Below are 23,103 nucleotides of genomic sequence, written 5' to 3'. Positions count from 1 at the left end.
AAAAAACATGAAAAATCTACTATCTGTAACATTAATTCTTTGGACTATTCTATGTTATTCTCAAAAGGAAAATATTGAATCATCAACTCGAATATTGATTGACAAAACACAATTTACTAGAATTAATAAAGATTGGAACACAACTGCTGAATTTAAATCAGGAATTGGTGAATACGTAAATTTCTATCCTATAGAAGTTATTGATCTTAAATCAGGTACAAAAACTAATGCTTTGCAATTAGATATGTATATAAAAAATCCAGATATCCGCAAAACCGTTTGGGTTGGAACTGATGAAATTGAAGAATTTATAAATTTTGTAGAGGATAATGTAATTCCAAATCTAGATTTAAAATTTAAAGGTAAATCTTCTGAATTCATTTTCAAGGCAAAAGAAATGACGTTGTCATATTTTATTTATGAAAAAGATCGTAGAATTACCATTAAGTTAAATAGTTATGATGATGATAAAATTTTGAACTATACTTTTTGGACAGAAACACAAGTTGATAAAATTCCAAAACTGCTTACTGTTCTAAAAAAAATCAAATAGCAGAATTATTGTCAATAATAAAAGAAATATAACTAATATATAAATTACAAAACATATGAATAATCCAGAAAGTGTAAAGTTAGAAGTATATACTATTGCATTAAAGCCTGTTGTGGGATATGAAAATAATAGCTTTGAAGATTTGATAGCTAATATTCCAGGAGTTATTCTTGAAAATAATTTATTTACTGAATTTTATCAATTATTCATAAATCATATTGATTTAGGTTATACAGAGGTAAGAAGTAAAGCTTTCACATTGAGTACAAATGTAGATGATTATAATCATGATCCTGCGAATGAAATAATTTGGGGCGTTTTAAAAGGCGGTCCAAAAGGGTCGGGAAAATCAAAATCACTATTAATTAATAGAGAGGACGAAGAAGACTTAGGAGGGAACGTTATTAATGATAAGTATTTTTTTTATCTTTATTTTCCTTTAAACAGTAAATTCGGATATTTATTTTTTCAAATATATGGTGGCGAAAGTATTAGAAAAGAATTTATACAACATATTAGAGATTTATTTAAAATTGGAGGTAAATACAATAAACCGGAGCCTTCGGCTATTTTGCCAAATAGCATTAGAGACGAATTTAAAAATAATAGTAAAGTAGTTGGTTTAAGTTATCTTACAAATACATTGGCCTCAGCAATTACCAATGATGCAGAATTTTCTAATTTATGTAGAGAATATAATATTGAGATTTCGATTAAACCAAAAGGTGAAAGTAATATTTCTCCTCAAAGAATTAATTTATTAAATAGAGTTATTTCAACACTAACCTTTAACAATTTACCTTTATCGAGAGCAACTTCTAGAAAAGTATCATTACAAAATTTAACATCCAAAAAAACTTCGACTTTTGAATTAGATACTAATGATGTAATGCCAAGAATTTATTTACATGGAAAAGTACCAATAGATGTAAATGGAACTCCAAATTTTGAAAGTCTTAAATTATTTTGTGATAATTTATTAAGAGAATTGGTCGAAGGTGAATATACTAGAATTAGTAGATTATGATAAAGAAATTATGGAATATATATTTTAACGCTACAAAGAGTATCTGTATCAAAGAAGATAATAAAGTCAATTATATTGAATTAATTATAGTTTATCTTTTGATAATGACACTAAGTACTTTTCTAGTTTATTATAAAAGCGAAAAATTTATTGAAGATTCGAAAATTTTGGCTATGCTTTTATCTTTGTTTTCAGGATTAATGTATAGTGTTTTATTAAAAATCCCCGATAAGCTAGCAAAGCTACAGACAATAGATCAAAAGGAAAATGAGACAATAAAGGAGCTAAAAGAAAGAACAGAATCAAACATTCTTAATAATAGAACTATTAATTATTTAAAGAATTTTTCTTTTACTCTATCATATTCTATTATCGTAGCGATAATGTGTATTTTTTTTGTTATTGCTAGTTCATTCTTTACTTCTCTACTAAATTTTCACTTATCGAGTGTTAAGTTTAATTTTGATTCAATTGACTATGTTCTAACTTTTAAAGTTTCTATAATTATTTTTTATCGCTTTTTATTTGTTTTTTTTATGTTTCAATTTTTATATTTCATCACTAAATCAGTCATTTATTTAACAGATTTTACTTTATATGAATTTAATAATTTGAAATAATATAGACATTTTGCTTTAGTTAGAATTTAATGTAAAAACAAAACTCCCCGCCTATGCGAAGTTTTCAGACTTCGTGCCCATTCCAATATTTCTTCTTAACCTTGAACTTTTGACTAATTAAGCTGTTTTTGACTAGCATTGTGGTTGCGAGGTCTGCAAACATCAAACCTTATTTATAACACGTAAAACATAAAAATAAATGAAAATGATTAAATTGTTATTCTTAATATTCGCCTGTAATTCGATGAATGGACAATCGTTAAAATCTACTTCTCTTTTAATAAAAAAATCAGAAGTTTTGAGTAATGATCGTGAAACAAATATTATAATATCTGAATCTGAAATAACGATAAAAAATTACAGTGATAATAGTCAAAAGGATTTAATTAGGAAAATAGAAAAAATAGAGAGTAAGCCTTATAATAATATAAATTGTACCTGGTATTATTGTGTTTCCGTTGAAAAAGATACCTTTAGAAATGACTATAGAAAAAGTATATTTATTTATGATAAACTGGGTAAAAGTATATTATTTGCTGATTTTGCATCAGAAGTAGATGTATTTTGGACAAAGTTTTATCTTAATATTTAATGATAACGCATAAAAAAAGAGACCAACAAGTCTCTTTTTTCATTTTATATATATTTTACAAAGGATTATTTACCCTTTAATAATTTTTCCAAATACTCAATCTTATCTTTTTCAGCCTGTAGTAAACGCTCATAAAGTTTTTTGTTTTCATCATAAGATTCAATTAATTTATCTAAAGGATTGAAAGTACAATGATTATTAAACGTTCCTGCACTACTATCTGTGAAATTATTAAAATAATTAATTGCAGCTTCTTCCGAAAAATTTTTAAGAGCTTCAACACTTACGCCTAAAGCTTTTGCAACAGCAACAAGTTTTTCTTCGTCAATCGTTTCGCTGTTTTCAAGAGCAGATATTGCCTGTTGGTTTGTGCCTAAAGCTTGTGCCAAAGCTTCCTGTTTCATATCACGAAGTTCACGAATACGGCTAATTTTTCGCCCTATATGATTTGGTTTTGTAAGTGTGCTCATAATTCAAAGATAATAATTAAGTGTAATAAGTCGCAATATGTAAAAAACATATTTATAGCTGTACAATACGGCAAAAAATGATTGGGTACGAGACAATCTATTTCGTTCTTCGCCGGGTCAAACAAAAGTACAATTTTTCTTATAATAAAATAATAAAAGTCTAATTGTAAAATGATTAACAAGATACAACTAAAAAATATACGCCATGGAAACCAATGAAATCAAAAAATTAGAGAATCTTAGACAATTAACGGCCAAATATTGCAATACTTTAATCCCGTCTGCTGATAAAACAGGAACTCATACAGCCCAAATTAAAATGCAAAATTATTATGAATTGGGCTGTACCATTACCGAAATCATAAAATTATGTATTGTAGCATTAGAACAAGAGGCACATCAAACTTCGACTACAATAAAATATTCACCTATAAATGTGCCTCTCATTTTAGAAATGGTTTTAGAGATGTTTCCTTTGGATGAATTTGAATTGATAACAGAAATTAATGAACTGCTTGTTGAATAAATGAAAGCTCTTAGAAACCTATTGCTCTGAAAGAGCTTTAGCAATAGCATGGTGCGAAGCACTATGAATGAAAAATGATTATAATTTTAAGCCCTGTAAGGGCAGAAGCCTATTTTCAACAATTATGTTTACCCTATTTAGATGGTGTTATTCGGGAAAACACCTTTTTCTCTTTATGCTCAATTTTCTTTTGCCCTTTCAGGGTAATTTTCACTTTTGATTTAATTCGTAGTGCGTTGCACTAGGCTATTGCTTTTTGCGCTTTCAGAGCAAAAGGTTTCGTATACTCATGATTGTAAATGCGCGCTATATTATATTGAGAATTAGTTTTAGAAAAAGCGTTATTCTTTATATTTTTTTCTTTAGAAAAATAAAAGATATAGTCCCGAAGCTTCGGGAGTTGAATCAGGCTCCTATTAAAACCCACAAGAATTTTGTATCTTAGTTTTTAGTAACCCAATTTTATTTGATTTCGAATTTTTCGGGATCGAATGAAATTATAAAATAAGACAAAATGCCCTGGAATCCGGAAATCTATAATAAGTTCAAAAATATTCGTTATCAGCCTTTTTATGATCTGGCCGATTTTATTCAGCCTGTAAGCGGAATGAAAGCCATTGATTTAGGTTGTGGTACAGGAGAACAAACGGCGATTTTGGCCGATAAATTCAAGGAAGCCGATTTTCTGGGTGTAGATTCTTCGGCAGAAATGCTGGAACAATCGAAATCTTTAGAAACGGATCGTCTACATTTTAGAAAAGCAACTACCGAAGAAACATTAGCTTCGGGCGAAAAATGGGATTTGATTTTTAGTAATGCGGCTTTGCAATGGTCAAACGATCATGAAACGTTGTTTACAGAATTGATAAAACTCGTAAACCCAAAAGGACAATTTGCAGTACAAATGCCGGTTCAGCCGGAAAATAAACTCAATGTGATTCTTGCCGAATTGGTAGATGAAGAACCTTTTCAATCATACCTGAATGGTTACAAAAGAGATTCCCCTGTTTTGAGTATCGACGAATATGCACAAATTCTGTTTGATGGCGGACTCGAAGAGCTACAGATTCAACAAAAAGTATATCCTATAATTGCAAACGATCATGAAACGCTTTATAATTTCATATCCGGTTCGGATTTGATTCCGTACATAGAACGTCTGGAAGGCGAGCAGAAAGCGCTTTTCATTAAAACTTATAAAGAGGGGATTGCGGAGCATTTCCCGAAACTTCCGGCGATTTATTCGTTTAAAAGGCTTTTGCTTTATGGTAGGAAAGGGTGATTTTTTGCCACAGATTAGAGGATTAAAAAGATTTTTTTTTGTTTCACGCAGATTTTAAAAGGATTTAAGCAGATTTGCGCAGATGATTTTTTAAAAATAAATCTGTGATTATCTGCTGTAATCTGTGAGATCTGCGTGAAAAAATATGTGCTTATTATTTAAACATATAGGGACATAGTTTTTAATATTGCTTCAAAAGGCATTTCACTTTAAATATTACTGCAAAGACTGAGTGCATAGTTATGTGTTTAAATTTTTTTGCCACAGATTACAGGATTAAAAAGATTTTATTTTTTTGTTTCACGCAGATTTTAAAAGGATTTAGGCAGATTTGCACAGATGATTGTTTTTAATTTAAATCTGTGATTATTTGCTGCAATCTGCGAGATCTGCGTGAAAAAAAACGCATAGACTGTACCTATAGCTATGTGTAAAAATCTGGATTTTTTTAACTACCTCAATCAGTAACGTATAATCTATGTTTCTATGTGTTTAATTTTTTTCTCGCAGATTAAGCAGATTTTTTTTAATCTTTTTAATCCTGTAATCTGTGGCAAAAAATAAACTATTTCTGCAATACGGCCGAAGGCGTGATTCCATACTTTTTCTTGAAAGCAAAAGAAAAATGCGAAAGATCTTCGAAACCCAGATCAAGATAAATATCCGATGGTTTTTTTCCTTTTTTCTCGATCAGGAAATAACCTTCCTGAAGTCGTCTTTGTATGAGCCAGCGACTTGGCGTATCTGAAAAAATGGATGCAAAATCACGTTTGAAACCCGAAATACTCCTTCCGGTGAGATACGCAAAACGTTCCATACTGATATTGAACTTATAGTTTCTATTCATGTAGGCTTCTAAATCGATCTTTTCCGGTGGTGCAAAATCAAAAAGAATATCGGTTAATTCGGGGTTTTCTTTTAAGAGAATCAAAAGCAATTCTTCGCGTTTAATACTCGAAAAAGTATCGTCGATTTCGCCTCCTTCATTATAATACGGCATTAGGGACAGAATAAAATTGGGAACTAAATCACTTTTCTTAATATGCACAAATGATGCTTCATTGGTACTATTTTGGCCTATTGTTTTATGTTTTGCAGCAAAGTTTTTTAGAAATTCGGTATCAAAAATGACAACGACTTTTTCGAACTCACCATCTTGTTTTTGTTTGTGGTATCGTGCGAGATGATTTTTGCGCACGATGCAATATTCTCCAGCTTTTAGATGGTATTTACTGATGCCGTCATAACCTTCGATAGTACCTTTTGCGAGGTACAAAAAGAAATGTTCGGCAATAAATTGTTCCGGTGATATTTCGGGACCAATATAACAGCTTTTAATTTCGGTATATCTCATGGTTTATCGTCTGTGGGTTAGGATTATTTCCACCATTGTTTAAAAACTTTGTGCTCATCAAAAATAACGATTTCTCCCATAACGGGCGTTATCAACGGAATTTGATATTTAGCGTTGAGTCGGTTAAGTTCATTTAGCGGGGCGTTCCAGGTATGTTTTGCCAAAGCAAATTTAGAATTATGAACAGGAATCATGCTTTTGGCTTTAAGATCACGTGATGCCTGCAAGGTTTCTTCGGGCAACATATGGATATAATGCCAGGCTTTATCGTATTGTCCGTTTTCCATAATCGCCACATCGATGGGGCCAAATTGTTTACCAATTTCTGCAAAATGCGTGTCGTAACCGCCATCGCCGCTGTAATATACCTTTAGCTTAGGCGAACTAATTAAATACGACGCCCATAAAGATTGATTTTGTTTTAAGCCGCGTCCTGATTTGTGTCTGGCCGGTAAAGTATGAATGGTGTAGTTATTTTCGACCACCACATCATCGTTCCAGTCCTGCTCGATAATTTTTTCTTTTGGATATCCCCAACGTTCAAAATGTGCACCAACACCCAAACCGCAAATAACAGTTTTCACCTTGTCTTTGAGTGCCAGAATGGTTTCGTAATCAAGGTGATCATAATGATCGTGCGAAATGAGTAAATAATCGATATTGGGTAAATCCTGCACGTGATAGGTATTGGTTCCATCGAAAACCTTTACGGTATTGGGCAGGGGAGAAGCATTATCGCTAAAAATAGGATCGATTAAAATTTTCTTTCCGTCTATTTGCAAAAGCACGGAAGAATGCCCAAACCAAACCAAAAGATTCTGGTCAGCCGGCAAATGTTTCAAATCTGTTTTTACAGACGGAATTCGTTTTGTAGGTTCGGTTGGAACGGTTTTATCGAAAAACGTTTTTGTTATTTCGCCCCAAAAGCTATATCCGGGAGCTAATGTTGGCGTATAAATCATGTTCTGAAATTCTCCGTCTTTATAATGAGGCGATTTTTCGATTTGCAACATGCTTTTATCTGATGGTAAACTGCCAAAAGTTGCTTTTTGCATGTATAGAAAAATAGCAACGCCCAAAACGATTATTATCGTCAGGATGATGATAGAGATGCGTTTAATGATTTTTAAAATTCTTTTTTTCATTTTGCGTTGGCTGCTTTTTTTATATCAATGGCTTCAAGTACATTTTTTGAATACCCAATTTTTGTTACCGCAATCATGGCGCGACCAATTTCTCTGACGGTACAACCAGTAAAAAATAAGCCCATAATAGGGTAGAGAAACGTAATATATTTATTGAATCCTTTAAGGTGAATTTGTGTTTTATCAGGCTTCATTAATCCCGGACGAAAATTGTATTGCGCTTTAAAACCTAAGACTTTCAAAGCATTTTCGGTTTTTCCTTTTACGCGTGCCCACATTACTTTTCCGTTTTCAGAACTGTCTGTATGTGATCCTGAAATAAAATTGAAAGTAAGATTTGGGTTTTGGTCTAAAAGCACTTTCGCAAAATGCAAAGTTGTATCGTAGGTAATATGCGTGTATTGTGCTTCATCCATGCCTACGCTGCTGATTCCGGCGCAATAAAAACAGGCATCATAACCTGCAAGCTGAGTATCACCGCTTTTCAGCGAAAGAAAATCCGGCACAAGATATTCTTTTAGTTTAGTATGTGATTTTCCGCTTGGTTTTCTTCCCACGTACAAAACTTGTTCTATCTGATTATTATCTAAACATTCGATCAAAACTCCTTCGCCCACCATTCCGGTAGCGCCTGTTACAATTACTTTCATATTTATATTTTAAGAGATTTCCATTTTATTAAACTAATTACGGTTGCCATAATAGCTTCTTCATTATTACGTGGTTTCCAGCCTAAAACTGTTCTGGCTTTTTCGTTACTGGCTTCGCGGTAAATACCAACTAATGGCAAAATGGCTTTGGCCTGATCGTTAAACAAAGCGCTTAATCGTATTATAAAGGTAGGTAAAGATTTTGTAGAGGCTTTCTCTACAACGTATGGCATTTTTTGCTTTAAGAGCTTTACGATTTCTAATAATGACATGGTACCTCCAGACAAAGCGAGAAAACGTTCTCCTTTTGCATCCAGATTTTCCATGGCCAGAATGTGCAGTTCGGCTACATCTCTTACGTCTACGATTCCCAAACGGATATCCGGAACTGCTTTCATGGTTCCGTCAAGTAGTTTTTTTAGCATTTCGAAACCGCTCGATAAATCATGACTTAAAGATGGCCCGAAAATCCCCATTGGGTTAATGACAGAAAGTTCTAAAGATCCTCCTTCGGTTTTCATAAAATCCCAGGCTGCTTGTTCTGCAAGAACTTTAGATTTATTATAAGTCGAAAGTCCTTTTTCGTTAGGATTGGTCCAGCTTTCCTCTGTAATAATTGTATTTTTATCTTTATGGCTATAACCAACCGCACCAAAGTTTGAGGTCATGACTACACGTTTTACGCCTGCTTCTCGTGCCGCTTTCAGTACACGTAAAGTTCCGTCAACGGCAGGACGAATCATTTCGTCTTCGTTTTTAGGTAATCTTAAAAATATTGGCGAAGCAATGTGCAGAACATACTGACAGTCAATCATGGCTTCGAGCCAGTTTTTATTTGAGGTAAGATCAGCTTCGATAAAATCAAGTTTACTAAAATCTGTGATGCCGCCATTTTTTAGCATTTCGAAAATCTTGTCTTTGCTTTTTATCGAACGAATGGTTGTTCGAACCTGATAACCACGGTTTAATAATTGTAAAATACTATGTATCGCCACAAAACCTGTTCCGCCTGTTACCAATACTTTTTGATGGGTATGTATCATTCATTACATTTTTATGGTACAAAGATCTGAAGAATGCTTTTAGGTGACTTTGTTGAAAAGTCCAAAGTTGTTTTGTTGAGAAGTTCAGAATTTGTAAAATGCGAGAACGTGAAATGAGAGATGGCACGCGGATGATACGGATTCGCTTGCGCGAAAACACGGATTTTTATAGTTGGTTTTCTTGTTTTTGTATGTCAGACTGAGCGAAGTCGAAGTCTCGCAATGTGACTACAAATAATTTTTCATGCCGATTTCTATGGTATAAACATTTTTTTCAGGAGCTAATCCCGCTATCCGTTCCAATCTTTTGTGCCGAACACCGGCACAAAAGGATTTCCACTTCTATCGGGGCTAGGGTAATCATTTTCATAATAATATTTAGTTTATCAAAAATGAAATAAACTGGTTTAAACATATAAAGTAACCACAATCCTGTCATCCCGAACGAGGAATCTCCGCAAGAAACTCCTTAAAGAAACTCCTTAATTAGTGAGACCTGACAGGTTTTTAAAACCTGTCAGGTCTGCTTTATGTGCCAATTTTTGTCGAGTTGCTCACGGAGATCCCTCGTTCCTCGGGATGACAAGATTGAGGATAGTAACAGGGGAGTACATCTTTTTCAAAGTTGTAAACTTTGAAAAAGATAGTAAAAAAATCTAAAATCTAAAATCATTCTACAGGTAATGTATCTTCTTTTTTACCTAATAAAAATTTTACGTAATAAATTTCTTAAAGCCTTGTTTTAGTGTTTTTTTTACGGTTATTTAAATGCAATTATTTTGAAAAAAATTGCCTGATTTCAGTTGATTGATAAGAAAAAATATTGTTCATTTGCGCCTTAATTTAGAATTGGTTTAAATAACAATAACATGAAAACAAAAATAATATCAACTTCCTCTTTCCTAAGAACTTCAGGAAGAATGATAGCAACTCTTCAACAGCAATTTAATTTCATTATTTTAGTCAGTTTGTTAGTGAGTGGTGGACTTCTTCAGGCTCAAACTACAGCAACAGGACAAATTTCAGGAACTATTATTACCAATGACGGAAATGCAAGTCAGGGCGTGATTGTGAAATTAATTGAGATTAATAAAAGCGCTGTAACGAATGCATCCGGTAATTATGAGTTTAAAAAAGTACCTTTTGGGAAATATACAGTAGAGGTTACAATGTCTGGTTACGCTTCTTCGACAGAAACGGCCGAGATAACAGAACAAGCTCCGTCGACTACAGTAGATATCAGGGTAAATTCATCTGTTGAGAATCTTGAAGATGTGGTAATTCGTACCGGAGGAAATCGTTTTGCTAAAAAAGAGAGTATTGATGTGGCAAAAATGCCGCTTAAAAACATCGAAAACTCTCAGGTGTATATCATTGTAAGCAAGGAGTTAATGAAAGAGCAAGTCATTACAGATTATAATAGCGCGTTTAAAAATGTTCCGGGAGCCGGTATTGCAGAGGTACGAAATCAGGGGAGAACTACTTCTATTTCAAGAGGTTTTGCTACACCTCAATTGGTTCGAAACGGGGTTGGAAGTTTTACTTATACCACAATCGATCCTTCGAATCTGGAGCGTATCGAGGTGATCAAAGGACCATCGGCAACACTTTTTGGAAGTACTTTATCTTCTTTTGGTGGATTGTTTAATCGTGTGACCAAAAAGCCTTTTGACAGTTTTAAAGGTGAAATATCGTATTCAGCAGCTAGTTGGGATTTAAACCGATTTACAGCGGATGTAAACACACCATTAAATAAAGATAAAACAGCTTTGCTAAGAATGAATACTGCTTTTCATAGTGAAAGAAGTTTTCAGGATGCAGGATTCAACAGGAATTTTTCTTTTGCTCCAAGTTTTTCGTATGAAATCAATGATCGTTTGACGCTTTTAATTGATGCTGAATTTAGTATGTACAAAGCGACTTCGCCAACCAGACTTGCGCCGTTTGTGGTAAAAGGTACCGAAAGCAGTATTGAAGATCTTGATATTCCGTACAAATTGTCTTTTGCCAATAACACCATCAATTATACAAGTCAGCAATATAATATTTTTGCACAGTTAAAGTATAAAATGACTGACCAATGGACGTCTCAAACTGTTATATCCAGAACACGATCTTCATCTGATGGTTATACGGTGGCGTTACAAATGATGTCTCCCACTACAATAAGACAACAAGTTACATATCAGGAATCTCCTTTTTACGGAACAGATATTCAGCAGAATTTTATTGGTGTTTTTAACATTGGTAAACTAAAAAACAGGGTAGTGGCAGGTATCGATTTTTACAGTCTTCGTGCTACGCGTAACGATGCTACGGTAAATATGCCAGCCATGGATTACAAAAAACCAGGCGATGCTTACAACAATTTTAATTTGGATAAAGTGGCTCCGATGTTTACGGATCCTAAGGTAAAGTTCACCAATTATGTTTCGACCAACGAAAATACGTATAGTGCCTACGTTTCTGATGTTTTGAATGTAACAGACAAATTATTAGTAATGGGAGGAATTCGTGTAGACCGATATGAAAATAAAGGGACTTATTACCCGAGTAAAGATTCTATTGCGGGAAATTATAATCAAACGGCATTTTCGCCAAAATTTGGAGTGGTGTATCAGCTTATGAAAGACAGGATTGCTGTTTTTGGTAATTATATGAATGGTTTTAGTAACGTTTCGGGTTCTGATTTTGACGGAAACACTTTTAAACCCAATCAGGCGAATCAGTATGAGGGAGGTTTTAAATTTGATTTGAATAAAATATCAGCGACACTTAGCTATTATGATATTCAGGTTACAAACATTACACGCGATGATCCGGATCACGCTAATTTCTCTATTCAGGACGGAACTCAGGTAAGTAAAGGTTTTGAGGCTGAGCTGATTGCCAACCCAATTTCAGGACTAAATATCGTTGCGGGTTATACGTATAATGATAGTAAATACGAAAAAAGCAATGCCAGCGTTCAGGGATTAAGACCAACAACAGCGGGATCTCCAAGAACGGCGAATTTATGGGCGAGTTACAGAATTGTAAACGGTCCGGCGCAAGGTTTAGGATTTGGTTTTGGAGGTATTTATGGCAGCGAATATTACCAGACCAATACGACGACTTTCAAATTTTCGATTCCGTCGTACACCGTTTTAGATGCTTCACTTTTTTACGATCAGCCTAAATACAGGTTGGGTATTAAAGTAGACAATTTAACAAACGAAAAGTATTGGTCGTACAGACTTGCAGCTCAAAACCCAACGCGTGTGACAGCCAACATTACGTTTAAATTTTAAGCTATTTAATAATTTTAAATAATAGAAAAAGGGGAATATTTCATTTTTGAAATCTTCCCCTTTTTTATTTCCTGAATTTAATATTTCGCCCCGCTGGGGCTCTGTGTTGTGTGGCTTGATTTTCTATAAATATGCCGTCCCTCCGGGACTTGAACATGATTATTTATTTTTTTGAAATCTTCCCCTTTTTTATTTTCTGAATTAAATATTTCGCCCCGCTGGGGCTCTGTGTTATGTGGCTTGATTTTCTATAAATATGCCGTCCCTCTGGGACTTGAACATGATTATTTGTTTTTTTGAAATCTTATCCTTTTTATTTCTGAATTTAATATTTCGCCCGCTGGGGCTCTGTGTTGTGAGACTTGATTTCTATAAATATGTCATCCCTCTGGGACTAGAAAATGATTATTTGTTTTTTTGAAATCTTATCCTTTTTATTTCTGAATTAAATATTTCGCCCCGCTGGGGCTCTGTGTTGTGTGACTTGATTTTCTATAAATATGTCGTCCCTCTGGGACTAGAAAATGACTATTTATTTTTTTGAAATCTTCCCCTTTTTTATTTAATGAATTTAATATTTCGCCCCGCTGGGGCTCTGTGTTGTGTGACTTGATTTTCTATAAATATGTCGTCCCTCCGGGACTAGAAAATGATGTTTTTTGGGTCTCTATAAATATATTATCATTTCAGCATTTTAAATTGATGATGAACATTATAAAAATCCCTTATAAGAAAAGCTCCATAGGAGCGATATATTTATAGCTATTTGATATTGGTTTAGAATAAAGCTCCATCGGAGCGACATATAAATTTTAGACATTCAGAGCGGCTTTGTTTTCTGTAAATATTGTTCAATTTTGATTTTAAATCTTTCCCTTTTTTCTATTATTTATTCAGCCATGCTTTAAATTCCGCGGCTTTGTTTTTGCTAATGATAACATCGATTGTAGATTTTGGAACAACTTCAATTTTGAGCTGGTTATTGCCATATTTCAAAATTTTATCTATCGATTTTATAGCCAGGATAAATTGTCTGTTGGCCCTGAAAAAGATTGCATTGTCGAGTTCGCTGTAAATTTCTTCGAGGCTGCTGTTACTTGTAGAGATTTTTCCGTTTACATCTTTCACGTAAGTGATCGTATTCTCCATATAAATATAGGCGATTTGTTCTATTTCGAGCGAGACGATTTCATTTTTCAGATTCGTTAAAATCCTCTTTTTATTCGCAGGAGAAATAGATAAATCGGGAACTTTTGATTGCTCATTCGATTCTAGTTTTGATTTATAACTGGTTAAATCATAGTTGAGTTTCGAAAGACTTAAAACTTCATTAAAAAGATTTTCATTTTTCTGCTCCAGTTTTCTTTCGTATCGGCTTCCAAAAAGGCGAATCATAAAAAAAGAAAGCAAAACAATCAAAGCGCCAGTGCTGATATAAACCAGAATAAAATAGAATTTTAAATCCTGAACTTGTTTATTTATGCTTTGTAGATTGGCGTGCGAAGCAATAATCCAATCGGTGTCTTTAACCGGATAGAGGTAGATAATTTCAGCATCTTTTTTAGGATTGTTATAGTTTCTGATTCCACCGCCTTCGGTTTTATTTTTTAGATACGAATAAAAATCTTCAGGATTTACTTCATTATGCGTTGTCGAAATATACGATTCGTCAGGACCGGTCATTCGGCCAATTTTTTCCGGATTAGGATGACAAATTTCTTTTCCTGTTTGATCAAACATACAGATAAAACCCGTTTGAGTGTCGGTTTTTTCGATGCTTTTTTGTACGTTATTAATGATTACCTTTCTGTCACTATTTTGTTGCGCTTGTAAAGAAATCAGGTTGGCCATTTCTTTGGCTTCTCTTTTACTGGACTCAATCTGAATTTTTAGAAATTGCTCTGTACTTAAACCTACCAAATAATTCATGCTAAAGTATCCGCAAATGTATACGACAACAAGTAATGATAAAAAAGTAAAAAGATAAAGCTTGTCTTTCTTCATGAGAATATTTGAATTGATGAGCCAAATTTAATTAATAATAATCGGTTGGGTAGAATTTTTTTTTAAGACACAGCAGTCATAATTTTTGTTTTTAAGGGATCATCCCTCTATTCGAAAGAAATTTAAGCGAGGTTGAAACCAAGTATAACCTTTCTATAAATGTTTTATCAGAAAGCCAGATTCTATTCAGTCTTATTTATTCCCTTTTAAGTTCATTTTTTCCCTTTCGCGCTATTTTAGTTGATTTCATTGAGGTTTCAGCGCTTTATTTGCAGTATGAAATTTCAAAATGAGATCAGTTTTGTTTCCCTGATTTTGATTTTTACAGTTTTAAACTGAGTTCCAAATGCCTTATTAAATAGAAAAACATCCAAAATGAAAAAGCCAAAAATTTACAAAAGAAAAGTCATCGTGATTCCGGTTATCATCTTGTTATTGATTTTTGCAGGAATACAATTTATCCGTCCTGTAATTACAAATCCACCGGTTACGGGAAATTTAAAAGTGCCACACGAAGTGCAGACTATTTTAAGAAATTCCTGTTATGATTGTCATTCGAACGAAACCAATTTGGCCTGGTACGATAAAATAGTTCCCGTATCGTGGCTTGTTGCCCAACATATAAAGGAGGGCAGGAGCGGACTCAATTTTTCTGAATGGGATAAATTATCAGCGGCAGATCAAAAGGCAAAACTTTGGGAATCTGTGAATCAGGTTTCTCAGGGAGCAATGCCTTTGCAGAGTTATACATTGGCACATCCGCAGGCAAAATTATCTCAAAAAGATCTCAAAGTACTTGAAAATTATATATGGGGTTTAAGAGTAAATAATAAGCCTCAGGATACTGCGAAAATAAAAGCATTAAACAATCAGACCGAAGAATTGAAAAAGGCTGAAAAGTCAGTTAAAATACCAAAAACACCAAACGGGATTGCATACATAGCTGATTATAAAAATTGGGGTGTTGTAAGTACAACGCAGCGTCTTGATAACGGAACAATGCGAATTATCTACGGAAATGATATTGCCATAAAAGCAATTAAAGATAAGAAAATTAACCCGTGGCCGGATGGTGCTATTTTGGCGAAAGCGGCTTATGAGGAGGTCGAAGATGAGGACGGGAATATTTCTCAGGGCGCTTTTAAACAAGTCGAATTTATGGCTAAGGATCACATCAAATATAAAAAAACGAATGGTTGGGGATTTTCAAGATTCAAAACCACAGAATTGATTCCGTATGGTAAAAGAGCCGATTTTGTGATCGAATGTATGAATTGTCACAAGCCTATGGAAAAAAACGATTATGTATTCACACTTCCAATACGTCAATAATATGAAAACGATACTCTATTTTACAGGAATTCTTTCTTTGTTTTTTCTTTTTTCCTGTGCAGATAAAACAAATGAAAACGCTTTGAATAAAGATGCTTCATTACCGGATGTTCTGCTGGACAAGGTTTCAGGTTTGCAGGTCATCAATTCTTCTATCAATAATAAAAAACATACGACATCATTGCTCTACGGAAATCAGAAAACAGTAGAAAGATTAAAATCGAATGAATTAAAACTCAAAAAAGGTGAAAAATTAGTATGGATTACATGGCATCAAAAGTCAGATCCTAACTGGATTGGCGCCATTATTCCGGGAAAGTTACTATCGCTTGAAATTCTGGAATTTGTTGGAGAAAAAGAAGGTTTTAATTATCAAAAATTTGAGGGAAACAAAATGGAACTTCAAAAAGATACTCTTGGTAATGCGCATAGAATTAAGCAATTACTGAATCAAAAAAAGGCAAATGTGCCTCAATTATAAATAAATTAAACATTTATTACCGTATAGAACATTAATAAATAGATGTATAATAAATTCTTTCACGCAGATTTTAAAAAGATCTAAGCAGATATACGCAGATTATTAAATTAAAATCTGCCATAATCTGTAAGATCTGCTTGAAAAAATCCTTTGTAATCGCTTACTATTATTTAAATGTGCTGTTGAAGTTTTGTAATCTCTGTGCATAATCGTGTAAAATTTCTGATTGAATCTTGAATTAATTTTAATCCTCTGTAAAAGAAAATATTAGAACAACAATTCAAACCATAATCATTATGATACACAAAATAGAAACAGCAAAAAATTTAATTGCTTTTAGAGCACTTGGTCAGGTAACAACAGCTGATTTTAAAAGTGTTGTACTGCCGGAATTAGAAGGATTATCAAAAGAATCAAATGAAATTAATTTTTTATTTGCGCTGGATACAGATGTTCAGAATTTTACTGAAAATGTCTGGTTTAAAGATGCTGTTTTAGGATTACAGCAATTTGAAAACTGGAACAGGGTTGCCATCGTTTCTGACTCGGATGAAATGAATTTTAATGGCGGATTTACATTTAATACTACGGGAGAATTACGTGGTTTTAAAAAGTTAGCTTTCAATAAAGCCCTGAAATGGGTCGAAGGAGATTCAATTTTATAAAATAAAGTTATGAGAGCAATATGGACAGGATCAATTAGTTTTGGGTTAATCAATATTCCCATAAAAATATTTTCTGCCGTGCAGGAAAGCAGTATCGACATGGATATGCTGGATGAAAAGGATCATGCCAACATCAAATTCAAGAGGGTAAATGAAAATACCGGAAAAGAAGTGGCCTACGCCAATATTGTAAAAGGCTATAAAATAGACGACAAATATGTGATTCTTGAAGATGCAGATTTTGAAGCCGCAGATGCTGAGAAAACCAAAACGATTAATATTCAGAGTTTTGCTTTAGAAAAAGAAATTAATAGTATTTACTACGAACAGCCGTATTATCTTGAGCCTGATAAAGGTGCGATGAACGCTTATGCATTACTCAGAGATGCGCTTGAAGCATCGGGTAAAGTAGGAGTGACGAGTTTTGTTTTACGAAACAAGGAAAGCCTGGCTATTTTAAAACCATACAAAAATGTTATTCTTTTGAACCGAATTCGTTTTGAACAGGAAATAAGAGATACAGCAGAATTAAAACTGCCTGCAGCATCTAAAAAAGCCACAAAAGAAATGGATATGGCCGAAAAACTGATCGATCAGCTTACGGAGAAATTCGATATAAGTGCTTATAAAGACGAATATACCGCCAAGCTTTTGCAAATTATAAAGAATAAAGCCAAAGGCAAAAAACAAGCAGCGCCAAAACTTAAAGTTGTTCATAAACAAAGCGACGATTTGATGGCGATGCTAAAAGCAAGTCTGGAAAAAAAGAAATCCTCTTAATGAGGATTTTTGTTTTCCAGCTTGTGTAATATCTTTTTAATATTGGCACCTTTTCCTAAAACGGGTTGCCATAAATCGCCTTTTTTCTCAAATCGCTGCAGCACATTTTTGATGGTAAACTGCGACGGATGCAGTTTCGAATTTACTTCGCTCCATTCTAACGGAGTTGAAACTGTTGCTCCTGGTTTAGGTCTTACAGAATAAGGCGCTGCAAGAGTTTGTCCGCGTCGGTTTTGTAGATAATCGATGTAAATTTTATGATTTCTTTTTTTGATACTGCGTTCTAATGAAGTCGTTTCAGGCAAACGCGAATGAATTTCGATGGCCAGTAATTCTCCGAAAATTTTAATCGAATCATAATCGTATTGCGCGCCCAGCGGAATATAAACGTGTAAACCCGTTGCTCCTGAAGTTTTGCAATAACATTCGGTTTCGAGTTCGTCGAGAACTTCTTTTACGGTTAGAGCTGTTTTTACCACTTCTTCAAAATCATCTTTTTCAGGATCGATATCAATTACGAGCCAATCCGGATTTTCGACGTGTTTGATGGTAGAATTCCACGGATTCATTTCGATGCAGCCTAAGTTGGCCATATAAAGCAAAGTCGCTTTATCATTACAAATCAAATAATTGAGGTATTCTTCATTCGATTCTGAAAAGATTTTTTTGGTTTTGAGCCAGGACGGAACTTTATCAACATCGACATCTTTTTGATAAAATCCCGGCGCATTGATTCCGTTAGGAAAACGATTCATAGATTGCGGACGATCTTTGAGATAGGGAAGAATTAAATCGGCAACTTCATTATAATACTGTACAATTTCTCCTTTGGTAATACCATCATCAGGAAAATAAACCTTGTTTTGATTGGTGAGATGCAAAGTAGTTTTTCCTATTTTTAAATCGTAATCGTTTTCTGTTACAGGAGTTGGTTTCTCTTTCATGGTATCTTTTTTTACATCTTTTTCGATTGCGTTATTTGATTTAATTGTAGACGGAACAAAAACTTCCGAAGCTTTTTTATCAATCCTTAAACCCAGATATACGGGATGTCTCAGATGCTTATCATTTGTCCATTCTGAAAATTTTACCTGACAAACCAGCTTTGGTTTTACCCATTGAATTGTATCTCTTAATGCTATTTTTTCGCTTAGCGGAGATTCATTCACAAAAAGAGGTTCTAATTTGGTATATAATTCTTTTAAGGTTGCATCATTAAAACCGGTTCCGCATTTGCCTATAAACTGCAGTCTTTTGCCGTAATATTGTCCCAGTAAAATCGCTCCAAAATATTTTCTGGATTTTTTGGGTTCAGTAATTCCAATAATAATGGCTTCTTCTTCATTCGAAATTTTAATTTTAAGCCAGTCGCTGCTTCTTTTATTGGAGATATAAGTACTATCGGCTTTTTTGGCAATAATACCTTCGCCTTTGTTTTTTATCGAAAGATCGAATTGCTTCAAACCTTTTTCTATGTTATGTTCTGAGTAATAAATATTTTTAAAATCATATTTATTAAATAAAATTTTAAGCAATTCCTTTCTTTCGAGCAACGATAAATCGGTGATGAGATTTCCATCTAAATTAAGAAGGTCAAAAACATAATATTTCAAAGTTCCAAAACCTGTTTTAAGATAGTTTTGAAGGAGTTGAAAATTAGCTTTTCCGTTTTCATCTTCGACTACAATTTCACCATCTAAAACTGCAATATGATCTATTTTTCGTAATTCATCTGCAATGGGTTTGAAATTCGAATTAAAAGATAATTCATTTCGGCTAAATAATTGTACATCAGAAGGATTAATTACAGAAATTGCCCTGTAGCCATCATATTTATTCTCAAATACCCAATCAGCATCGTCAAATGCTTTTTCTTTGGTATTGGCTAACATGGGTTTGATAAAAACGGCAGGTTCTTCGGCTGATGCAGGATTATTTTTTGAGGCCTTTTTTTGATTGGTTTTTTCTTCCATTTTTTTAGAATTTTTCTCTAATTCTTCTAAAGACCTTTCAGAAATAACCGATTTATTTTTATTTAGTATGTCACTTTCTGTCGCATGAGGATCATTTTTTTTAATCAATAACCAGGCATTTTCCTGTTTTCCTTTTAGTTTGATTAATGAAAATTCTCCTTTTAGTTTTTTTCCTTTTAAAACAAAACTCAAATGACCTTTTTTAAGATCTGCCAATAAAGTTTTTTCGGGGTTTGGGGTAGGTTCATCTGTTGTATAAGTTCCATTATCCCAAACAATAACATTTCCGGCACCGTAATTTCCTGTGGGAATTGTGCCTTCAAAATCTTTATAGCTGTAGGGATGATCTTCGACCATCATCGCCAAACGTTTATCATCAGGATTCATAGACGGACCTTTAGGGATCGCCCAGCTTTTTAGCACGCCATCCATTTCTAATCTAAAATCGTAATGCAAATGCGAAGCGGCATGTTTTTGTACCACAAAAATCAATTGGCTTGCTGATTTTTCGACTTTACCTTTTGGTTCCTGAGTTTGTTTAAAATCTCTTTTTTGATTGTATTTAGACAGTGACATGAGCGTTTGTTAAGATTAAAACAGTTAATGAAAGTGTGTAAATGCCTGCCGCAACAAGACCGAAAACGATGTGGGCCAGAAGCAACTGGAAATAATAGCCTTTAAAATCGATTTTAGGTTGATGATCACTCATTTTAAACATAATCATCCAGCCAATAATGCCAATGATCCCGCTAACAAAACCCAGTAAAAAGGCTGTTAGGAAAGTGATAGGTAAAATTTCGTTGATCCATAAAAAATAATAGGCGAGGACAAAGAGGAAGCCTATAAAATAATGCAATAACCAAGCTAGGGTTTCCTTTGTTTTATTTGATAATTCGAGATGGAGTTTGCTTAACATAAAAGTTAATAAAACAGGTTCTTTGTACAATTCCCGAAAACTCGCTGATACAATATAACTAAATAAAGTCATGGCCGATGTGGCTGCGATTGTAACAATTATTAATTGAAAAAAAGTATAGATATCCATGATAAGCTGATTTGATTTATGGGAAAGAAATAAACCATTCGCGAGAGAATGGTTTATTTCGAGTAAAGCTTTTATTTATTAAAACTCTCTGGGTTTGTTTACGGGATCTTTTTCTTCAAGATCCTGATCGATGTCGTATTCCTGATCGAGTTCGTCCTGTTTTAAATTTTCGGTAGTCAAACTGTCTGGCTCACGATCATTTTCGTCATAATCTTCTATAAGATCATCATCTAGATCACTTTCGTCAAGATCTTCGTCTTCATTCAGATCGTCTTCTTCAAAATAATCGTCGTCTTCGTTATCTCTGTCAAGTGCATCTTGAAAATTATCATCTAAGTCATCCGGATCTTCCTCTTCATTTAAAATTTGATCGTCATGATAATCTTCTTCTTCATCCATTTGTTTCTGATATTCATCGACATAACTTTCGTCGTTATTGTGGCCTACAGCATAAATATCATTTTGTCTGGCGTCAGATTCTAAATGAGTCTCATCTTGCTGTGGCTGCAAAATGCGATCGTCCTTGATGTAACTTCCATGAGTTTCGTTGGTTTTATGGTTTGAAGTATTCATAGCTATTTGAGGTTAAATTATTAGATAAGTAAAATTTTTTCCTGATTCTAAATGTCTCACTCAAAATTAGTTATGAAGTCCTTGTATTTACTTATAAAATTTGAAATAGTAATTATATAATTAACAGCATTTTAGCTTTTATAAAAAGAAATCTTTAACCATTTTGCTCTAAATGAAAATTATATAAGCAGAAATGAAGATTTTGTAAGGAATTTGTGCTCAATTTTTAAAATATTTGAATAGAATAAATGGCATGAAGTAGCGCACATGCAAATCAGAATTTTAAACTTATTGACTATGAATAAAAAAGGACCCATAGTAGTAATAGAGAATAAACAAGAAGACCGTAAATTATTTATCGAGGTTTTTAGCGAACTCAACTACGCCAATCCAATTCTATATTTTAATACTGCCGAAACGGCCTGTAATTATATGCTTCGCCATCAGATTAAACCTTTTTTGGTGTTTTCTGATATTGTACTATTGAATGTTATGAATTATAAAGTGATGGAAACGAATCCGGATAATAATGGAGTAGGGACGATATTCAATTGTCCGTACTTGTTTTTTACTACATTATTTGAGCAGAGTTTTGTCATCGATCCGTATTCTTTGCCTACGCACAGCTATTTTGTGAGACCTTTTGATTATGATAAATTCAAGCAGGTGATCAAGACAATTATAGAATATTGGCACAAGCCAAAATCTATTGCGCAGTATAATAAGATCGAGATTAAAGCAGTTAAAATTGAATAAAAAAAATCCATTCGCCGTAACGAATGGATTTTTTTATTACTCCTGAAGAGCTTAGTTCATTAATCAAATTTTGATTTTATCGAATGGCATATCTTAGCTTAAGTCCGTAAGAAACCAATCTGATATCATTTGAATTAGAAGCATCAAGGACAGTGTTATATTTTAGCTGTACGGGTAATTCCGGTTGGTATTGTACCAGATTTTTACTTCCTTTATTATCATAGATATTATTTAATCCGTAGTCTAAATAAAGTCCGATATAAATAGCACTTCGATCCCCAATTTTTTGTTTCAAACCGGTTTCGAATGTAGCAGAATAAGACACCTCTGTATCCAGATCCTGTTTGCTTGTTTTAAGATTGTTTTGGCTCTCAAACCCTGCAAATGCCGGACTAAATAATTCGACATTATATTGCGGATAATAGCCGCTTGTAGTCAGGTTCTGGAATGTGCTTTCGTAGCTTCCGGTTGTAGCAAAACCTATTTTAGCGCCTGCTGAAAGATATAATTTTGTAGCGCCGGGAGTTTCAAACTGAATGTTGATTGGAATATTAACGTATCCTAATTTTTGCTGTTCTCTTAAATTAGTTGCTTTATATCGAAACTGAAAAGCTTCATTTTCAGCATCAACCGCATTATATTGTCCGCCATAAAATCCATATTTTACATCAGAACTATAGGTTTGATATTCGGCACCAATACCAATACTTAAACCTTCATTTAAGTAGTAAGAATATCGAATTCCTGCATTGAAACCGTTACCTGGAACTACATCTCCAGTATTAGATTTTAGAAATGAAAACGGTCCTCCCACAGCTATTGATAATTCCTGTTTTTTATCCTGACCGTAACTATTTAGGCAAGATCCTAAAACTACTGTAACGATGGATATTGATGTTATATAGTTTCGTATATATTTTTTCATCTTATTTTTTTTTTAAT

Annotated in this window: 22 protein-coding genes; 12 read left to right on the top strand and 10 right to left on the bottom strand. The window is 33.6% G+C overall.

Going from position 1 to position 23,103, the window contains the following annotated elements; all coding sequences use genetic code 11:
- Positions 1–7 precede the first annotated feature (7 nt).
- From ACIDC4_RS01020 to ACIDC4_RS01005, 4 genes are all read left to right on the top strand, one after another.
- Complete coding sequence (locus ACIDC4_RS01020) at positions 8–553, top strand: hypothetical protein (protein ID WP_412043256.1); 546 nt, start codon at positions 8–10, stop codon at positions 551–553.
- Positions 554–608: 55 nt separating this feature from the next.
- A complete protein-coding gene (locus ACIDC4_RS01015; RefSeq protein WP_412043255.1) occupies positions 609–1,580 on the top strand; it encodes a hypothetical protein in 972 nt (323 codons plus the stop codon).
- Entirely contained in the window at positions 1,577–2,200 is a 624-nt protein-coding gene (locus tag ACIDC4_RS01010) for a hypothetical protein (protein WP_412043254.1), read from the top strand. Before ACIDC4_RS01015 ends, ACIDC4_RS01010 begins: the two co-directional genes overlap by 4 nt.
- Before the next feature lie 199 nt (positions 2,201–2,399).
- Positions 2,400–2,792, top strand: a complete 393-nt coding sequence (locus ACIDC4_RS01005; RefSeq protein ID WP_412043253.1) for a hypothetical protein — start codon at positions 2,400–2,402, stop codon at positions 2,790–2,792.
- A gap of 65 nt (positions 2,793–2,857) precedes the next feature.
- On the opposite strand, the gene ACIDC4_RS01000 is transcribed toward ACIDC4_RS01005, so the two are convergent.
- Complete coding sequence (locus tag ACIDC4_RS01000; RefSeq protein WP_412043252.1) at positions 2,858–3,262, bottom strand: helix-turn-helix domain-containing protein; 405 nt, start codon at positions 3,260–3,262, stop codon at positions 2,858–2,860.
- Positions 3,263–3,467: 205 nt separating this feature from the next.
- On the opposite strand from ACIDC4_RS01000, the gene ACIDC4_RS00995 reads away from it, so the two are divergent.
- Positions 3,468–3,788 (top strand): hypothetical protein, encoded by a 321-nt coding sequence (locus ACIDC4_RS00995; RefSeq protein ID WP_412043251.1) that lies wholly within the window; start codon positions 3,468–3,470, stop codon positions 3,786–3,788.
- A gap of 514 nt (positions 3,789–4,302) precedes the next feature.
- Positions 4,303–5,070: a methyltransferase domain-containing protein gene (locus ACIDC4_RS00990; RefSeq protein WP_412043250.1), complete on the top strand. Its 768-nt coding sequence runs from the start codon at positions 4,303–4,305 to the stop codon at positions 5,068–5,070.
- Between the two features lie 565 nt (positions 5,071–5,635).
- Here ACIDC4_RS00990 and ACIDC4_RS00985 read toward each other — a convergent pair.
- From ACIDC4_RS00985 to ACIDC4_RS00970, 4 genes are read right to left on the bottom strand one after another with little or no spacing between them, the layout of a single operon-like run.
- The gene (locus tag ACIDC4_RS00985; protein ID WP_412043249.1) at positions 5,636–6,424 is read right to left on the bottom strand and encodes a helix-turn-helix domain-containing protein; all 789 of its coding nucleotides are present in this window, start codon (positions 6,422–6,424) and stop codon (positions 5,636–5,638) included.
- Between the two features lie 23 nt (positions 6,425–6,447).
- Positions 6,448–7,569, bottom strand: a complete 1,122-nt coding sequence (locus tag ACIDC4_RS00980) for an MBL fold metallo-hydrolase (protein WP_412043248.1) — start codon at positions 7,567–7,569, stop codon at positions 6,448–6,450.
- On the bottom strand, positions 7,566–8,219 hold the full coding sequence (locus ACIDC4_RS00975) for an NAD-dependent epimerase/dehydratase family protein (RefSeq protein WP_412043247.1): 654 nt from the start codon (positions 8,217–8,219) through the stop codon (positions 7,566–7,568). The genes ACIDC4_RS00980 and ACIDC4_RS00975 overlap by 4 nt, the downstream gene beginning before the upstream one ends.
- A 2-nt stretch (positions 8,220–8,221) precedes the next feature.
- On the bottom strand, positions 8,222–9,262 hold the full coding sequence (locus ACIDC4_RS00970) for an SDR family oxidoreductase (RefSeq protein WP_412043246.1): 1,041 nt from the start codon (positions 9,260–9,262) through the stop codon (positions 8,222–8,224).
- Between the two features lie 869 nt (positions 9,263–10,131).
- On the opposite strand from ACIDC4_RS00970, the gene ACIDC4_RS00965 reads away from it, so the two are divergent.
- On the top strand, positions 10,132–12,552 hold the full coding sequence (locus ACIDC4_RS00965) for a TonB-dependent siderophore receptor (RefSeq protein WP_412043245.1): 2,421 nt from the start codon (positions 10,132–10,134) through the stop codon (positions 12,550–12,552).
- A gap of 885 nt (positions 12,553–13,437) precedes the next feature.
- Here ACIDC4_RS00965 and ACIDC4_RS00960 read toward each other — a convergent pair.
- Positions 13,438–14,556 (bottom strand): LytTR family transcriptional regulator DNA-binding domain-containing protein, encoded by a 1,119-nt coding sequence (locus ACIDC4_RS00960; RefSeq protein ID WP_412043244.1) that lies wholly within the window; start codon positions 14,554–14,556, stop codon positions 13,438–13,440.
- A gap of 375 nt (positions 14,557–14,931) precedes the next feature.
- Here ACIDC4_RS00960 and ACIDC4_RS00955 point away from each other — a divergent pair, with 375 nt between their 5' ends.
- The 4 genes from ACIDC4_RS00955 (at position 14,932) to ku (ending at position 17,814) form a co-directional block, all read left to right on the top strand.
- Positions 14,932–15,888: a heme-binding domain-containing protein gene (locus ACIDC4_RS00955; protein WP_412043243.1), complete on the top strand. Its 957-nt coding sequence runs from the start codon at positions 14,932–14,934 to the stop codon at positions 15,886–15,888.
- A 1-nt stretch (position 15,889) separates the two neighbouring features.
- On the top strand, positions 15,890–16,369 hold the full coding sequence (locus ACIDC4_RS00950; protein WP_412043242.1) for a hypothetical protein: 480 nt from the start codon (positions 15,890–15,892) through the stop codon (positions 16,367–16,369).
- A 296-nt stretch (positions 16,370–16,665) separates the two neighbouring features.
- Positions 16,666–17,034, top strand: a complete 369-nt coding sequence (locus ACIDC4_RS00945; protein ID WP_412043241.1) for a SpoIIAA family protein — start codon at positions 16,666–16,668, stop codon at positions 17,032–17,034.
- Between the two features lie 9 nt (positions 17,035–17,043).
- A complete protein-coding gene (gene ku / locus ACIDC4_RS00940) occupies positions 17,044–17,814 on the top strand; it encodes a non-homologous end joining protein Ku (protein ID WP_065449769.1) in 771 nt (256 codons plus the stop codon).
- Here ku and ligD read toward each other — a convergent pair.
- The 3 genes from ligD to ACIDC4_RS00925 form a co-directional block, all read right to left on the bottom strand.
- Complete coding sequence (gene ligD / locus ACIDC4_RS00935; protein WP_412043240.1) at positions 17,811–20,363, bottom strand: DNA ligase D; 2,553 nt, start codon at positions 20,361–20,363, stop codon at positions 17,811–17,813. The genes ku and ligD overlap by 4 nt on opposite strands.
- A complete protein-coding gene (locus ACIDC4_RS00930; RefSeq protein ID WP_412043239.1) occupies positions 20,350–20,832 on the bottom strand; it encodes a hypothetical protein in 483 nt (160 codons plus the stop codon). The genes ligD and ACIDC4_RS00930 overlap by 14 nt, the downstream gene beginning before the upstream one ends.
- A 78-nt stretch (positions 20,833–20,910) precedes the next feature.
- Positions 20,911–21,405, bottom strand: a complete 495-nt coding sequence (locus ACIDC4_RS00925) for a hypothetical protein (RefSeq protein ID WP_412043238.1) — start codon at positions 21,403–21,405, stop codon at positions 20,911–20,913.
- A gap of 297 nt (positions 21,406–21,702) precedes the next feature.
- Here ACIDC4_RS00925 and ACIDC4_RS00920 point away from each other — a divergent pair, with 297 nt between their 5' ends.
- Complete coding sequence (locus ACIDC4_RS00920) at positions 21,703–22,161, top strand: response regulator (RefSeq protein ID WP_412043237.1); 459 nt, start codon at positions 21,703–21,705, stop codon at positions 22,159–22,161.
- Between the two features lie 76 nt (positions 22,162–22,237).
- On the opposite strand, the gene ACIDC4_RS00915 is transcribed toward ACIDC4_RS00920, so the two are convergent.
- Positions 22,238–23,086 carry a hypothetical protein gene (locus ACIDC4_RS00915; RefSeq protein WP_412043236.1) on the bottom strand — a complete coding sequence of 283 codons (849 nt, stop codon included), beginning with the start codon at positions 23,084–23,086 and terminating at the stop codon, positions 22,238–22,240.
- Positions 23,087–23,103: the final 17 nt, after the last annotated feature.

The organism is Flavobacterium sp. C3NV (genome assembly GCF_046825355.2).
In the GTDB taxonomy this organism is placed as follows: Bacteria; Bacteroidota; Bacteroidia; order Flavobacteriales; family Flavobacteriaceae; genus Flavobacterium.
Note: the sequence above shows the minus strand (reverse complement) of the source record. Positions and strands in the feature narration are given on the sequence as shown.